Source organism: Candidatus Nanosynsacchari sp. TM7_ANC_38.39_G1_1 (assembly GCF_004138385.1).
In genome coordinates this window covers 1-13,974 of the sequence record NZ_PQNZ01000017.1, presented here as the reverse complement: position 1 = coordinate 13,974, position 13,974 = coordinate 1, and the positions used below count along the sequence as shown (strand labels likewise).

Genomic DNA, 13,974 nt, shown 5'->3' with positions numbered 1-13,974 from the left:
TTTCGTTAAATGTATTTAATCGGTTGCAAAACGCTTATGGAGAGGCGTATACTAGTTGTGAATATGTTAGCAAAAAAGGGGAAATTAGATTGCAGACTGTAATCTAACATGGGTGACATGAACATACTTATGCTTGGGTGGGAACTCCCGCCGCACAACAGCGGAGGTCTCGGTGTCGCGTGTTATCACTTGTCTAAGGCGCTTGCTCAGCGGGGCGCGTCAATTGATTTCGTGCTCCCCTACACTGCAAAGTACGATGATATTGATTTCTTGAATATTTACTCGGCGACCGAGCTGCCGCCATTTCATGGCGATAAGGCGTTGAATTCTTATGGCGGCGGCGCAGTGACAGTACGTAATCTCGATGACGTCCCGGCTGGCGATTTGACAACCATGCGGGGCGTGCAAAAGCAATATGTTGGCTATGTCGAGCAGCTGGTCGATCGGATTGATAAGCCGGATGCTATCCATGTCCACGATTGGCTAACCATGGAAGCTGGCATGCGCGCCAAACAATTAACCGACGCGCCGCTAATCGTTCATGCTCACGCTACGGAATTTGACCGCGCTGGTGCTAGCGAATTTGGCAACCCTGTCATTCACGAGATTGAATATAACGGTCTAATGATGGCTGACCGAATCATTGCTGTTAGCAATATTACTAAGGGAATTATCGTTCATAAATACCATATTCCAGCTGACAAAATTGAGGTCGTACACAACGCAATTGATGCTAGCTCGCTGATTAACTACGACTATGACCGGCGGACTTACAAGTACTTAGAATTGCTTAAGGATGAAGGCTATACGGTGGTGTCGACAGTGACGCGCTTTACGGCGCAGAAGGGCCTGGTGCAGCTGATGCGCGGTTTTGCCAAGGCCTGCCAGCAGCACGACCGCTTTGCCTTTTTGCTAGCTGGCGACGGCGAGCAGCGCGACGAGCTGATTCGGATTGCTGCTGACCATGGGGTTGCTGATAAAGTATATTTCACAGGTTTTGTCCGTGGCAAGCAGTGGCGCGACGCTTATCGCGTGTCGGACGTCTTCGTGATGAGCTCGGTTAGCGAGCCGTTTGGCTTGGCCGCACTAGAGGCGGCACATTATGATACAGCGCTAATCGTGACTAACCAGTCTGGTGTTGGCGAAGTTCTCGATACGGTTTTTCGTTATGATTTTTGGGATACGCATAAGTTGGCTGACCAGCTAGTGGCCTTGGCTAAATCGCCGCAATTACTAAACGATATGAAGCGCGGCATCAAATCGGAATATGCTCGTATCAGCTGGGACGACGTCGCTAGCAAGTGCTTATCAATTTATAGCCGCACTCAGAAAGGAGCCAAATGATGAGCAAAAAACGCGGAGTGGTTTTGTATCTGCACATGCATCAGCCGTGGCGCGTATGCGAATATTCGGTGTTCGATATTGCGGATCGGCATGATTATTTCGATAATTTCGATGATAAATATCGCAGCAACCGCTTTATTTTTGAGAAGGTTGCTGATAAGTCGTACCGACCGATGCTGGCATTGCTGCGCAAATTACTGGCTGCGTATCCAGATTTTTGCGTGTCGCTATCGGTGACTGGTACATTGTTAGACCAGGCTGAGCGCTGGGCGCCAGACGTGATCGATTTGCTGCGCGATATTATCGCAACTGGCCGCGTCGAAATCGTCGGCGAAACTTATTACCATAGCTTGGCGTTTTTCTATAGCCGCGATGAATTTCAACGGCAAGTTGATATTCATCGCCAGAAGATTCGCGACTTGTTTGGCGTCGAAATCACCGCTTTCCGCAACACCGAGCTGAGTTACAATAACGAGCTAGCCGAATGGGCCGACCAGCAAGGCTATAAAGGTATTATCGCTGAGGGCTGGGATAAGGTTCTCGGTTGGCGCAACGCCAATTATATGTATCGGCCAGCTGGCACGAAAAATGTCAAACTATTGTTGAAAAATTACCGTTTAAGCGATGATATCGCTTTTCGCTTTAGCAATCGCGATTGGGAATCGTATCCGCTAACTTCCCCGACTTATGTCGATTGGGTTGACGCAAGCATGGGCCACGACGGCGAAATAATTAACTTATTTATGGATTTCGAGACTTTTGGTGAAAATATTTGGGCGGACACAGGCATTTTCGAGTTCTTTGCTGACTTTGTTGAGCGTTGGCTGGGGCGTTACAACCATACTTTCTACACGATTAGCGGCGCCTGCCAAGCGCTAGAAGCGCATGACGAGATTGACTGCCCGCAGACGACTACTTGGGCTGATACCGAGCGCGACTTGTCAGCGTGGCTAGGCAATAGTATGCAGCACGAAGCGATGCGCGACCTATACGCTATGGAAAAGGATGTACTTAGTTCGGGCGATCTTGGCTTGATTGCTGACTGGCGGCAGTTGACGACCAGCGACCATCCGTACTACATGTGTACTAAGTACTTTAATGACGGCGACGTGCATGCGTATTTTAGTCCGTATGATTCGCCGTACGACGCGTTCTTGTATTTTATGAATGCGCTGCGCGATGTGCGCTATCGATTGCATGAGCATAATATTGCGGGGTATTGATGGCACGACCGATAATTCTTAGCAATAACGAACTGCAAGTTGGGCTGAGTCGTCATGGCGAGGTTAGCGATGTTTATTTCCCTTACGTTGGTTTAGAAAACCATACGATTGGCGGCAATACTCGGCATCGTGTCGGTGTTTGGGCGGATGGCCGTGTATCGTGGCTGAGCGACTATGGCTGGTCATGCAAATTTAGTTATCACCACGAGGCGCTGATCGGCCATATCGTGGCTGTGAATGAACAAATTGGCATTATGTTAGAGTTCGACGACGCGGTCGATATAGATTTTAACGTGCTTCTGCGGACAATTCATGTGGTTAATTTGCGGCCTGAAACGCGCGATGTTCGGTTATTTATGCATCAAGCCTTCATTATCGGTGATTCTGGTAGCAGCACTGATACCGTTCAAGTGTTGCCAGACGATAACGCTGTCATTCATTACCGTGGACGCCGAGTCTTTGCGGCGTCGGGCCAAGTTGACGGCGGCAGGTTCTTTGACCAATATGCAGTTGGCGTATTTGGCCGCGAGGGCCGCGAAGGTACTTATCGCGATGCTGACGATGGCGAGCTATCGAATTCGACTGCCGAGCATGGTCGCGTCGACTCGACGATCCGCTTCAAATTAGAGTTGGCCGGTCACGGTTCGGCGCGGGTAAACTATTGGCTAGCTGCTGGTACTTCCTTGCGCGAAGTGCTTTACATACACAAAAATATTATTTCGCAGACAATCCATAAGCGCTTTGAAGCTACTGCTAAATGGTGGCGGCTGTGGCTGCGTCCGGCGAAGAAAGTGGCGCAGCGCGTCAAGCCGGAATATCGCCAGGCGTTTATCAATAGTACGATGCTTCTCAAGGCGCATATTGATAAGCGCGGTGCTGTTATTGCTAGCAGCGATGGAGAGGCGCTTAATTATCAGCGCGATGCCTACGCGTACTGTTGGCCGCGTGATAGCGTGTATGTTCTCTGGCCGTTAATTCGCATGGGCTATACCGAGGAAGCCTACAATTTCTTTGATTTTTGCCGCCGGGCGTTAAGTCCGAAAGGTTATCTATCGCATAAATACCGTGCCGACGGCGCTCTGGGTAGTAGCTGGCATTCGTACGTACACCCAGATGGCACTGTCTCGGCGCCAATTCAAGAGGACGAGACGGCTTCGGTGCTGTTCTTATTCTGTCAATTTTATAATAAGACTGGCGACGACACGCTGCTGCAGCGGTTCTATACGTCGATGGTAGTACCGATGGCGAATTTTCTGGCCAGCTACGTTGATAATCGGACGCACTTGCCAAAACCAAGTTATGATCTCTGGGAAGAGCATTTCATGGTGACGACGTACACGACAGCGATCGTTCAAGCAGCACTGTTCGCGGCGGCTAATCTGGCTGATCAGCGTCGAGACGAAGTCGGGGCTGTCGCTTGGCGGACGGTTGCCGAAGATATCAAGCAGTCCGCGCAAAAACGCTTGTACGATCCTCATCAGAAAGCTTTCCGCAAAGGTTTGTGCCGCAACAAAAACGGTACTTACACGCCCGATGATACGCTTGATATGTCGGCTGTTTATGGCGCTTTTATTTATGGCCTATACGATAATCAAGAAGATTTGCATCAAGCCATACAAACAGCTCTCGACCGCTTTCATTTCAAGCTGGAAACGCCAGGTCTGCCGCGCTACGAGGATGACGCCTATTACCGCAGCGCTCCAGATGCTCCGAGTAACTGGTGGTTTATCGTTTCGTTGTGGCTAGCTCAGTATTATTTGGAGTGCGGCGACGAAAATTCGGCGCAGCGGATAATATCGTGGGTATCTAGTCAAGCTTGGCCGACTGGTGTTTTGTCTGAGCAAATTGATCCGGTTTCGGGGCGCGAGCGCTCAGTTGCGCCGCTTTGTTGGAGCCAGGCCGAGTTTATATCGACAATTCTTGACGTGATAAAAAGATGAGGACAACAGGGTGGGAGTTAGTTCGAGAACAAAATTGAAAGCATCTAGAGCTCTTCGCCGGCTTACGCCGCGGCATATTGCTAAGACTCGTGCTACGCGCCAAGCAATGCGCCGCTTCGCAGATCGCGCTGGCTTGGTGTATTTTGGTTACGCTAATCAGCATGACGACGACCATCGCTTGGTGCGCGGCCATACGGTTTCGCACACGCATATTGATGATTATCTTTGCATAGGTACAATTCGCGGTTACGATACGACAGTTCTGCAGCGGCGCGACACTATTCGCGTTCGCCAGGGCCAGTCGCACAAGTATAAGAATCAACGCTGCCATTGGCTAATCGCTACTGTCGATTTACACACTGAACGTCCGCTGCCACACATTTATATTGGCATGAAACGGACAGATCCGATTTATCAAGCGTCGTACAGTGCTCTACAGCCGCTAATTTTGGGGGCTACAGCGCGCTACCTGCAGGCTTTTCTTAATAAATATAATATTTATGGTGCTGCTACTCGGGCTATAGAAATTGAGTCAATTATATCGCCACAGGCTGCCGAAGTAATAGTTTCGCATTTCGACAAAATTAATATCGAAATTGAGCGCAATACAGTGTATCTATATACCGAAAACGAGCGTCCAACCGAGGCGCAAATCGAAAAGCTAGTCTCGAACGCATTGTGGCTAGCCGAGGTAATTGATACCGCCGTACAGCAAAACAGCCCTCGCTAGAGGGCTGTCTGATTCGCCTAGAAAGGCTGCTAATTTTAGCCTTTGCGCGGTTTAACTTCGTTACGGCCAAGTGATTTTTTGGTATTCTCGACGTATTTGACATGTTTACGCAGTTTTGGGTCGTATTTACGTAGAGTTAATTTGCCTGGTGTATTTGCCGTGTTTTTGCGCGTAACATAAGTGCGGTGGCCGCTTAGTTGGCTGACGAGTGCAATAATCTTGCGCTTAGTGTTATTCTTCTTTGCCATAACTTCCCTTTAATGTTGTTGTAGAACTTCAGTAATCAAGTATAACAGATTGGTGCAGCAATTTCAAGCTAGATACGTTATTATCGCCGACGCATAATTTTCTAGCGTAAATTTGCAGAAAGAGTCGTTTCAGCGCGGCTTGGATGCTGTGCTGCTCATCTCAAAACATACTGCTGCAACCAGCAATACATCGCCACGGTGGCTGCTGCGCCGACATTGATGGAGCGGGTCGAGCCGAACTGTTCAATGGCAATAATTTTATCTGCCGCCTGCGCCATTTCCTCGGAGATTCCCGGTCCCTCTTGACCAAACACCAACACCGCCCGCTTTGGCAAGGTCGTCTCTGACATATTGACGCTGCCCGGGATATTATCAATCGCGATGATTGCTCTGTCTTCAGTCCGCATTAACTCGACAAACTCAGCTGTCGAGCTAACGTAATGCACATGCAAATATTTATCCGTCATCATAGCACCGCGCTTATTCCATTGCCGCCTGCCGATAACATAAATCTGCCGCACACCAAACGCATTAGCGCTCCTGACAATCGTCCCCATATTAAAATCCCGCTCAGTGTTCTCCAGAGCAATCACCAAGCCATGATCTACAGCGTCCAGTTCTTTCACAATCTCTGTCTCGCTCCGGCCTTTGAATTTGTCGATTACATTCCGCGTGTCTTCCATGTATGTTATTTTAGCAAATATTAAGCTAGCGGGACCAGCTGGCATAAGTCTGTTCGTCGTTGGTTTAATAATACCTGAAAAAGGAAGCGCAGCATTATCGCCAACGCACAATTTCGTCGAGCTGGCGGCGAGTTTTGGCTGGCACCTCGCGCTGGCTACGGTAACCTAGCGCTAACATTACTACCGGCTTTTCTAGCTCTGGGTCTATTAGCTGGTGCTGTGACAAGACCTGGCTGAGCTTGCTAATCGAAAAGCCTTCAATCGGGCACGAGTCAATCCTGCGCCCAGCGGCGGCCAGCAGCACAAAGCCTAGTGCAATGTAAGCTTGCCGCGCCGCCCACTGATGAATCATTGCTGGTTGATTGAGTATCTCAAAATCCTTTTTAGCCCAATATCGCCAAAAAGTCTTGAAGCCGGCGGCCTTGATGGAACTTTGCTTCTTGATATCGTGCAGCATATGGTCGATATGTCCGCCTTTTTGCAACAAGCCTTCGCTGGTTTTGGCAGTAAATATCAAAACGTGACTGGCGTCAAAACGGGCAGCGTTGGCGCCTGTGCAGCGTTTGATATCGGCGCGTAGCTGTTCGTCTTCCTGCACGACGATAATATTCCACGGCTCAAAACCGTACGAACTTGGCGCTAGGCGGGCGGCCTCTAAGAGTAGCTCGATATTCTCTTGCGAGATTTTCTTGCTAGAGTCGAAAGCTTTGGTGGCGTAGCGGAATTCGAGCGCTTGCTTGATGTCGTCTATCGATATGATTGGCTTATTCATTTCATCGTCCCCTCTTTAGCCGCCAAAATCTTGTTGGCGCAGATTAGCTTATATATACGATTTTAGCACTTCTCTGACTATCTTGAAAACTTGATAGTGTCCTAACGGTGAAAAATGCAAGCCGTCTGATAGCGGTAATTTAGGCAGCTCAATATAATTGCCAAGTTCTTTTTTGCGCTGCAGCAGTTTTTGGCGAAGCTGTTCGGACGCGTCGGTGAACTCATATCCCGAATTGTCGCTAGTGTCAAAATACGGCGGCAAAATATAGATAATTGGAGTCTCGCCGGCGAGATTGCGATATTCTAATAAGTCACGAACAATGTCCTCAGGCGTTCGCGCGAAACGCTGTTGCAGGTCGTTAGTGCCGAGGGCGATAATGATTAAGTCGAAGTTATCGGCCTTTTGTAGAGCTGTCGTAAACGTCGACAAGCCATTCTTATGCGGCTTATCGGTGCGGAAATCGCCAGCAACTCTGCCGCAAACGCCGTCGGCAGTGACCTGTGCTCTGCCGCGCAAAGCTCGGTCGAGGCGATTAACCCAGCGATCGCTGTAGCGGATACGCTTGCTAGCAAAGTTAGCGCCCCAGACGTTTGAATCGCCGTAGATTAGAATACGTTTTGCTGTTGTCGTCCGTTTTTTACTCAAGTTTGTATCCTCTCTTTTTTGAAATAACCGCTTGCTGCTCAGGCGTAAATCGCCGCGATTCGCGCATTTTTTGGTAGGCTTTGTTGCGCGTCCAGGCGTCGATATGCTCGTTCTCTAATTCAGCCAGCGTCAGCTCAAAGAAGTGTACCGCCGCCGTCGCATACAGCCAGGCCAGCGCCATTTTGACATAATAGCCGTCGTGTTTAATTCTCCGCAGCGCCGCGAAAACTTGGTCAATACGTGCTTCATCCAAAAAATTAGTCATCAAAGCAATCACGCCATAGCGCACCGTAAACTCGGCTTCGCTCAGTAGGCATTCCAGCGCAAAATCCCACCACACTTCGCCGGTAAAGCGCCGCTTTTTCTCGACAAATATATCGATGTGCGCCCACGAGTCAACGCACGGCAGATATTGCTTGGTTAGGTTGATCGCCATTTGATCATCGAGCCGAGCGTGCGTAATCAACAGTCCGCATAGCAGCACGTAGTCAAATGATTCATTTTGTGCCGTTAATAATTCACTAATGTCCGCCGCGCTCATATCAGGCGCCAATCTCCTCGCCAACCGCCGCGAATCCGGCACGCGCACACCGATGACCGGCATCTTGGTGTTGACGATACGTTTGTTGAAGGCGGCGTAGGTTTCGTTGCCTTGGGATAGTGCATTCAACTGAGTGATAATTTGGTCATGCATACTTACATCTCTCAGAATTTATAACAGAGCGATTCTTTCGAATTCTCTGACTTTTATTCTAGCAAACCCCTAGGCATAAAACCAATCGGCGTTATTATAAGCAAGCCTGCCGCTACGCAAATTTTACGGCGACTTCGCGAATATAAAATGATATAATACTAGCATAAATGGAAATATTACTAATCGTATTAGTATTGCTTGTCTTGCTCGCAATCGCTAGCAAACGTAAACCAGCGGAATCTGCGCGCAGTATCAACGACCAGGACGAACAGAAAAAGCAAGAAGAAACCGACGAGCTAATCACGGTAATTTTACCGACTATAGATAACGATAAGTAGACAAAATAACAGCAATGCCGTCGTAAATTGAAAAATGTCAAAATTTGGAGCCACGATCGGGGCTTGAACCCGAGACCTCATCCTTACCATGGATGCGCTCTACCAACTGAGCTATCGCGGCATGAAAGCCTACTAATTCTAACATATTTGCCGCGGTCGAGGCAAGCTACTTCTGGCGGCGGGTCTTCTTGCTGGTTGTCGATTCGGGTTTCGGCAGGTTCGGCGCTACGAACGCTTCCAGTAGCGCCCAGGCGATGCCGTTTACCAAGTAAACTACTGCGAATCCGGCAGCAATCATCGCGGCCAAGCGGCTTTGCGGTACATTTAGGAGCGTCAGTAATCCGGCTAGAACCAGCCCAATGAAAACTACTGTTAGATAAGCTTGTTGTAATTTGCGGCGCTGATCTTTTTGGTGGCTCCAACTGCTCAGCGACTGCTTAATAAACTCGTACATACTATATATTATAGCATATACACTGTATAAAGTCAATAAAAACCGTCCGCGAGCAGCGGACGGCCTAAAATTCTACGCATGGTACCGGAGGTAGGACTCGAACCTACGAAGCTAAAAAGCGGGAGATTTACAGTCTCCTGTCATTGCCACTAGACGACTCCGGCATGAATTATGGAGCCGACTCTCGGACTCGAACCGAGGACCTGCTGTTTACAAAACAGCTGCTCTAGCCAGCTGAGCTAAGTCGGCATAAATTGAAAGGTACGACCCGAAAGCACACCTAACAGTGTAGCGTATTTGCATAACCTTGGCAAGTGTTTTATTGCGGAGAGATGGCGCCAGCTGGCTGTTTGACGCGGCGGTCGACATGCTGTCCGCGCGACATGGCGCGATTGATTTTGTCGCGAATAGCAGCGGCTTTCTCTTTCTGGCCGTTGCGATCGTACGAATCGGCTAAGATGTTAATACTTTGAATGCTTGGCTCTAGGGTGACGGCGCGTTCAAGGTGCTGCAAGACAAGCTTGGCATTGCCGAGTTTTTCTTGTACTTTGGCGTAGGCGATATGGCGCGAAGCAACTTCTTCTTCCATCTCTAGGGCTTGCTCGAATGCCAGGGCGGCTTTTTCGTAGCTTTCGGTTTCATAGTAAATCAGGCCGACGTTGTGCAGGCTCGAAGCGCTTGGCTCGAGGCTCTGGGCGATTTCAAAGCATTCGATAGCGTCGTCGTAAGCATGCTGCTTGGCATACAAAATACCTAGACGGTTGTAAGCGTTGGCGTTTTTGGCGTCGATGCGCAGAATGGTCAGCAGGGCTTTTTCGGCGCGCAGATATTTTTGCGCCTTGAGCGATTCTTGAGCGATTTCCCAGAGCTTATCAAGCTTTGACGATAATTTCGCTGGTAAGTCGCCTGCGATGTCTTCGGGTGACTGGCGGTACGCGACTGCAGCGGCGCCTAGTCCCAGAACCAGTAAAAATCCAAACATACTATGCATTATTATAGCACATAATCACGCGATCAAAGCGGCAAGCTGAAGCTTGATGTTGCCGTTGGCGGCGATGCGTTCGTAGGTTTCGCTGAGACGAGCTAGCTTGTCGATGGTAGCTGGCGTGTTGTTTTTGGCAGCGGCATTTTGGACGAGCAGAATGCTATAGCGTAGCAGCTCTAGAGTAGCTTTGCGGTCGGTATATCGAGCAGCAACAGTTAGTTTATCATTTATCGGACCAGCAATTAATGCCTGCGAGTCTTTGATGACGGCGCCGATATCGGCGAGCTCGCTGGGTTTGCTGGCCAAGCGCGAGATTAATGCCGGCCGGCCGTTTGCTAAAAACATAATCTGAGCAATCGTTGTAGTGTCAAGCTGCCGATATTTAGCGAGGAGCAGCCGGCTGGCCTCCTCAGAAATCGGACGGATAGTAAGCCGCTCGACGCGCGACATGATAGTCGGCAGCAGTAAATTCGGCTGGTGCGAAGTCAGTATAAAATGAATGTTGCGGGCTGGTTCTTCTAATAATTTCAAGAAAGCATTTTGTGTTTGATGATTCATTTTGTCGGCGTCATCGATGATGTAAACAACCTGATTGTTCGTGATGCCGCGGGTGTATTGGCGCAGGTCGCGGATTTGGTTGATACGAATGACGCCGCTTGCATCGACTTGTCCGTCTTTGTTGGTGGGCTGAATAATTCCAGCGAGTGCTGGGCCGGCTAAGTATTTGGCGGTAGTTAGCAGACCAGCGCCATCAGCGCCTGTCAAAAGTAAAGCTTGCGGTAGACTGCGGGCTAGCGTTTGAATTTGTCGCTCGGTTGACGGCTCAAAGATTAGGCTCATCATCTAGCTCCGGGAAAAGTTTGGTAAACTCACTGTGCAGCGGCGCGATGAATGTCTGGCGCTTACCAGGCTGTGTAGTAATTTCTAATTTGTAAGCATGCAGATAGAGGCGATCAGCGGGCTTGCCGTAGACGCGGTCGCCGTGAATCGGCGTGTGTAAATGACGCAGGTGAACGCGCAGTTGATGAGTGCGCCCAGTTTGCGGGCAGAGTTTAATGGCGCTGAGATTACGACGCGCGACGAGCGTTTGGTAAATAGTTTGCGCTGGCTTGCCATTTGGGTCGGGGCGAAAGGTACTGGGCGCCGACGGGTTGCGACCAATCGGGATATCAATTTTAGCGGTTAGTGGTTGCGGTGCACCGTCGACGATGGCTAGGTATGTTTTCTTGGCGAGATGTTGCGAGAATTGTTTTTTGAGCAATTCAAAAGCTTCGGGAGTGCGCGCCCCGATGATAACGCCGCTGGTGTCGCGGTCTAGCCGATGGACGATGCCTGGGCGGTTAGTCTCCAGTCCGACGGTGGTATAACGGCGGAAAAAATCGGCGACCGTGAATTCGTCATTTAGCGCCCCTTTGCTGTGAGTCAGAACGCCGGATGGTTTGTTGACGACGATGACGTTATCGTCTAGATAAAGTATCGGTAGTTCCTCATCGCTGTAATCGGTAGCTTCGGGCAGATTGACAGCGATTTCGTCGGCTTCGGTGACTAGCTGGCTGGTGCTTTTGGCTGGCGTGCCGTTGACAGATACATTGCCAGATTTGATATATTTTTGCCAGGTTGATCGGCTGGTTTCTGGGTAGCGTTTGGCTAGCAAACTATCCAGCCGCTGATTGTCGCTCACCTGTTGAAACAGATAGATATCTTTGCCTTTGAATGGTAAACCATAGGTAGTTAGTTCGCTGGTTGGGTTTTCGAAAATCACGCCGCGAGCATCGCTTTTGGCGGTAAATATTTGCTCCATGATATAATTTTCGCGGTCTTCGGCGGTGTCGTCAATCAGCACGAAATAATGCTGGCGGTTAAAGCGAAAGCGCACCAGCTGGTTGATTGGGCTAGGATTGCTACTTTTGATCTGGTCGATATGGCGCGGCAGGTTGTCTGCGTTTGCCACGTTGAAGCGGCGTAAAATCGCCAGTAAGTCATTGGCGGTGATTTTCATATGATTACGCTGCTTCCCTGTTCAGACGGTTGGTTGCTCGAGGATTGGTGCATGTTGGCGCTATCTCCTGAGTCCCACGGCTTTTTGGACGCGGAGCAAGGTTTCGTTGGCGACGATGGTCATGGCGCGCTCGGACCGCTCGAGGACTTTCAATAAATCATCGTCGGTGATGGCGTCGAGGCGCGCTTGGAAGTTGCTCAAAAAGCTGGCTACTGCTTCGGCTACGGCTTTTTTCAGCGGCCCGTATTGTGTTTGTCCAATCCACTCGGCATTGACTTCTTCTTGCGGACGATCAGTTAAAATCGCCAAAAGCTGCAATAAGTTGGTGATACCTGGCTGATTTTCCCAGTCAAAATTGATAACGCCAAGCGAATCGGTTGTTGCCGACATGATTTTCTTGCGAGCTTGTTCTGGCGTATCGTTCAAATTAATTTTTGATTTTTGATCGTCCGAGCTTTTGCTCATTTTCTTGTTTGGATTGGTTAAGCTGCGAATGCGCAAACCTTTGTCGCGCTTGATAAACTCAGTTTGCTTGGCTGTAGAGTCAGGCACGGTGAATAATTCGCCGAACTTATTATTCATGCGAGTGGCGATGTCGCGGGTAATTTCTAGATGCTGGAATTGGTCCTCGCCAACGGGTACATAGCGGGCATTATAGAGTAAAATATCGGCAGCCATCAACACCGGATAATTAAACAACCCGACACTGACGTTGCTGCTGTGTTCGGCGGACTTTTCTTTGAACTGCGTCATGCGGCTCATCTCGCCGAAACTAGTAAAGCAGTCTAAGATCCAAGTTAATTCGCTGTGCGCCGGGATAAAACTCTGGCGGTAAATAAAAGTATTTTCGTCTCTAGCGTCGAGCCCAGCGGCGATGAAATACTTAAGGTTTTTGAGGGTGTTGGCGTACAACGCAGAATGGTCGATTGGTGTCGTAAAACTGTGCAAATCTGGCACAAACATGTTGATTTGATACTCTCCTGCGTACTTTTTCTGCATTTGCACCATTGGCACGAACGCGCCGAGATAATTACCGAGCGTTGGCTCTTCGTTGGCACGCACGCCAGTGAGAATTGTTTCTTTAGACATAGTATAATTATAACAGAGTACGCTTGTACTGTCATATTGAGCACGACGATTGAGATAGTTGCTGTTTGACGCTAGTGTTGGCTGCGTATACAATAGCGTTATGAATAAAACTCAGTGTCGGATTGCATATTACGTTTTCTTGTTTGCGTCGGCGCTAGTTTCGTATATTTCAATTGAGACATCTATGGATACGATGAGTGCTAAGCAGCCGCCAAACGTGCCGCTTCATCTATTTGAATTCGCGCTGGCTATCGCGCTGGTGTGCGCGGCGTTGTATTTTCAGTATAAGGCTTATCGCGATGATGACAAGAAGAAAGATGATTAAATATCTTGACATAAGCTTCTCTCTCGATTACTATCATAAGTGTGTACGCAAGGTGCGTATACATGATGGAGAGGAGATAGCGTGAAGTCGTTTGTCTTCAAGCTCGTGGCGGCCGTCTTTGTTGCTGCCAGTATGATGCTTGTTGCTCCTTCGGCCAACGCTGCTGACCCGGGGATTGATCTCAATAAGTACTGTGACTCGCAGTACCCCGGCAGCTTTGCCTACGCGGTTCTCAGAGGTAGTACTGTGATGGACTGGAAGTGTAGCGTGAGTTGGCACGGTTTGTTCCGACACGATGTCGACTTGTCTAGGAGCGACATGCAGAACGCGTGCGTTAGACAGTACGGTCGTCGTCACGCGTACTACCTCAGCTACAGCAACCCCTACTCTTGGCGTTGCAGGTAGCCAATCTCGATCGTCCCGCTCGTGCTTTTCTGTTTATGAAAGGTGCGAGCGGGACAAATCACTTTTGTGAGTAATTATTAGATAAGCGACCACTGGCATA

The 13,974-nt window shown here is 49.3% G+C and carries 16 protein-coding genes, 3 tRNA genes and 1 pseudogene; 6 read left to right on the top strand and 14 right to left on the bottom strand.

Annotated features, from left to right (window positions below):
- Nucleotides 1-108: 108 nt before the first annotated feature.
- The 4 genes from G1ANC_RS01910 to G1ANC_RS01895 are packed head-to-tail and all read left to right on the top strand — an operon-like array spanning nt 109 to nt 5,237.
- Nucleotides 109-1,344 carry a glycosyltransferase family 4 protein gene (locus G1ANC_RS01910; RefSeq protein ID WP_371412825.1) on the top strand — a complete coding sequence of 412 codons (1,236 nt, stop codon included), beginning with the start codon at nt 109-111 and terminating at the stop codon, nt 1,342-1,344.
- On the top strand, nt 1,341-2,567 hold the full coding sequence (locus tag G1ANC_RS01905) for a glycoside hydrolase family 57 protein (protein WP_206660702.1): 1,227 nt from the start codon (nt 1,341-1,343) through the stop codon (nt 2,565-2,567). Before G1ANC_RS01910 ends, G1ANC_RS01905 begins: the two co-directional genes overlap by 4 nt.
- Nucleotides 2,567-4,507 carry a glycoside hydrolase family 15 protein gene (locus tag G1ANC_RS01900; protein ID WP_129693342.1) on the top strand — a complete coding sequence of 647 codons (1,941 nt, stop codon included), beginning with the start codon at nt 2,567-2,569 and terminating at the stop codon, nt 4,505-4,507. The genes G1ANC_RS01905 and G1ANC_RS01900 overlap by 1 nt, the downstream gene beginning before the upstream one ends.
- 34 nt (nt 4,508-4,541) lie before the next feature.
- The gene (locus G1ANC_RS01895) at nt 4,542-5,237 is read left to right on the top strand and encodes a hypothetical protein (protein WP_129693341.1); all 696 of its coding nucleotides are present in this window, start codon (nt 4,542-4,544) and stop codon (nt 5,235-5,237) included.
- Nucleotides 5,238-5,323: 86 nt separating this feature from the next.
- On the opposite strand, the pseudogene rpmG reads toward G1ANC_RS01895, so the two are convergent.
- The 5 genes and pseudogenes from rpmG to G1ANC_RS01870 form a co-directional block, all read right to left on the bottom strand.
- A pseudogene (gene rpmG / locus G1ANC_RS01890) lies at nt 5,324-5,485 on the bottom strand (50S ribosomal protein L33); the annotation flags it as partial.
- Between the two features lie 155 nt (nt 5,486-5,640).
- Nucleotides 5,641-6,168, bottom strand: a complete 528-nt coding sequence (locus G1ANC_RS01885; RefSeq protein ID WP_129693339.1) for a TrmH family RNA methyltransferase — start codon at nt 6,166-6,168, stop codon at nt 5,641-5,643.
- A 94-nt stretch (nt 6,169-6,262) separates the two neighbouring features.
- Nucleotides 6,263-6,940, bottom strand: a complete 678-nt coding sequence (locus G1ANC_RS01880) for an NAD(P)H-dependent oxidoreductase (RefSeq protein WP_129693338.1) — start codon at nt 6,938-6,940, stop codon at nt 6,263-6,265.
- 48 nt (nt 6,941-6,988) lie between these two features.
- Entirely contained in the window at nt 6,989-7,585 is a 597-nt protein-coding gene (locus G1ANC_RS01875) for a GDSL-type esterase/lipase family protein (protein ID WP_164997968.1), read from the bottom strand.
- Nucleotides 7,578-8,279, bottom strand: a complete 702-nt coding sequence (locus G1ANC_RS01870; RefSeq protein WP_129693336.1) for a DNA alkylation repair protein — start codon at nt 8,277-8,279, stop codon at nt 7,578-7,580. Before G1ANC_RS01870 ends, G1ANC_RS01875 begins: the two co-directional genes overlap by 8 nt.
- Before the next feature lie 167 nt (nt 8,280-8,446).
- On the opposite strand from G1ANC_RS01870, the gene G1ANC_RS04005 reads away from it, so the two are divergent.
- A complete protein-coding gene (locus G1ANC_RS04005; RefSeq protein ID WP_164997967.1) occupies nt 8,447-8,617 on the top strand; it encodes a hypothetical protein in 171 nt (56 codons plus the stop codon).
- A gap of 45 nt (nt 8,618-8,662) precedes the next feature.
- On the opposite strand, the gene G1ANC_RS01865 is transcribed toward G1ANC_RS04005, so the two are convergent.
- From G1ANC_RS01865 to trpS, 8 genes are all read right to left on the bottom strand, one after another.
- Nucleotides 8,663-8,738, bottom strand: a tRNA-Thr gene (locus tag G1ANC_RS01865).
- Between the two features lie 45 nt (nt 8,739-8,783).
- Entirely contained in the window at nt 8,784-9,071 is a 288-nt protein-coding gene (locus tag G1ANC_RS01860) for a hypothetical protein (RefSeq protein ID WP_129693335.1), read from the bottom strand.
- Between the two features lie 79 nt (nt 9,072-9,150).
- A tRNA-Tyr gene (locus G1ANC_RS01855) sits at nt 9,151-9,235 on the bottom strand.
- An 8-nt stretch (nt 9,236-9,243) separates the two neighbouring features.
- Nucleotides 9,244-9,320, bottom strand: a tRNA-Thr gene (locus G1ANC_RS01850).
- Nucleotides 9,321-9,390: 70 nt separating this feature from the next.
- Nucleotides 9,391-10,053, bottom strand: a complete 663-nt coding sequence (locus G1ANC_RS01845; protein ID WP_164997966.1) for a tetratricopeptide repeat protein — start codon at nt 10,051-10,053, stop codon at nt 9,391-9,393.
- A gap of 24 nt (nt 10,054-10,077) precedes the next feature.
- Complete coding sequence (locus G1ANC_RS01840; RefSeq protein WP_129693333.1) at nt 10,078-10,899, bottom strand: hypothetical protein; 822 nt, start codon at nt 10,897-10,899, stop codon at nt 10,078-10,080.
- Nucleotides 10,880-12,055 (bottom strand): RluA family pseudouridine synthase, encoded by a 1,176-nt coding sequence (locus tag G1ANC_RS01835; protein WP_129693332.1) that lies wholly within the window; start codon nt 12,053-12,055, stop codon nt 10,880-10,882. The genes G1ANC_RS01840 and G1ANC_RS01835 overlap by 20 nt, the downstream gene beginning before the upstream one ends.
- A 60-nt stretch (nt 12,056-12,115) precedes the next feature.
- Complete coding sequence (gene trpS / locus G1ANC_RS01830) at nt 12,116-13,144, bottom strand: tryptophan--tRNA ligase (RefSeq protein WP_129693331.1); 1,029 nt, start codon at nt 13,142-13,144, stop codon at nt 12,116-12,118.
- Between the two features lie 100 nt (nt 13,145-13,244).
- Between trpS and G1ANC_RS01825 the strand changes: the two genes are divergently transcribed.
- Entirely contained in the window at nt 13,245-13,469 is a 225-nt protein-coding gene (locus G1ANC_RS01825; protein WP_129693330.1) for a hypothetical protein, read from the top strand.
- A gap of 33 nt (nt 13,470-13,502) precedes the next feature.
- Here G1ANC_RS01825 and G1ANC_RS01820 read toward each other — a convergent pair whose 3' ends face one another.
- Nucleotides 13,503-13,826 carry a hypothetical protein gene (locus G1ANC_RS01820; RefSeq protein WP_129693329.1) on the bottom strand — a complete coding sequence of 108 codons (324 nt, stop codon included), beginning with the start codon at nt 13,824-13,826 and terminating at the stop codon, nt 13,503-13,505.
- Nucleotides 13,827-13,974: the final 148 nt, after the last annotated feature.

Bases quoted from the DNA above. Each gene is read 5' to 3' on its own strand.
- G1ANC_RS01910 (WP_371412825.1), top strand. From the start codon at position 109: ATGGGTGACATGAACATACTTATGCTTGGGTGGGAACTCCCGCCGCAC.
- G1ANC_RS01905 (WP_206660702.1), top strand. From the start codon at position 1,341: ATGATGAGCAAAAAACGCGGAGTGGTTTTGTATCTGCACATGCATCAG.
- G1ANC_RS01900 (WP_129693342.1), top strand. From the start codon at position 2,567: ATGGCACGACCGATAATTCTTAGCAATAACGAACTGCAAGTTGGGCTG.
- G1ANC_RS01885 (WP_129693339.1), bottom strand. From the start codon at position 6,168: ATGGAAGACACGCGGAATGTAATCGACAAATTCAAAGGCCGGAGCGAG.
- G1ANC_RS01880 (WP_129693338.1), bottom strand. From the start codon at position 6,940: ATGAATAAGCCAATCATATCGATAGACGACATCAAGCAAGCGCTCGAA.
- G1ANC_RS01870 (WP_129693336.1), bottom strand. From the start codon at position 8,279: ATGCATGACCAAATTATCACTCAGTTGAATGCACTATCCCAAGGCAAC.
- G1ANC_RS04005 (WP_164997967.1), top strand. From the start codon at position 8,447: ATGGAAATATTACTAATCGTATTAGTATTGCTTGTCTTGCTCGCAATC.
- G1ANC_RS01860 (WP_129693335.1), bottom strand. From the start codon at position 9,071: ATGTACGAGTTTATTAAGCAGTCGCTGAGCAGTTGGAGCCACCAAAAA.
- G1ANC_RS01845 (WP_164997966.1), bottom strand. From the start codon at position 10,053: ATGTTTGGATTTTTACTGGTTCTGGGACTAGGCGCCGCTGCAGTCGCG.
- G1ANC_RS01840 (WP_129693333.1), bottom strand. From the start codon at position 10,899: ATGATGAGCCTAATCTTTGAGCCGTCAACCGAGCGACAAATTCAAACG.
- G1ANC_RS01835 (WP_129693332.1), bottom strand. From the start codon at position 12,055: ATGAAAATCACCGCCAATGACTTACTGGCGATTTTACGCCGCTTCAAC.
- trpS (WP_129693331.1), bottom strand. From the start codon at position 13,144: ATGTCTAAAGAAACAATTCTCACTGGCGTGCGTGCCAACGAAGAGCCA.
- G1ANC_RS01825 (WP_129693330.1), top strand. From the start codon at position 13,245: ATGAATAAAACTCAGTGTCGGATTGCATATTACGTTTTCTTGTTTGCG.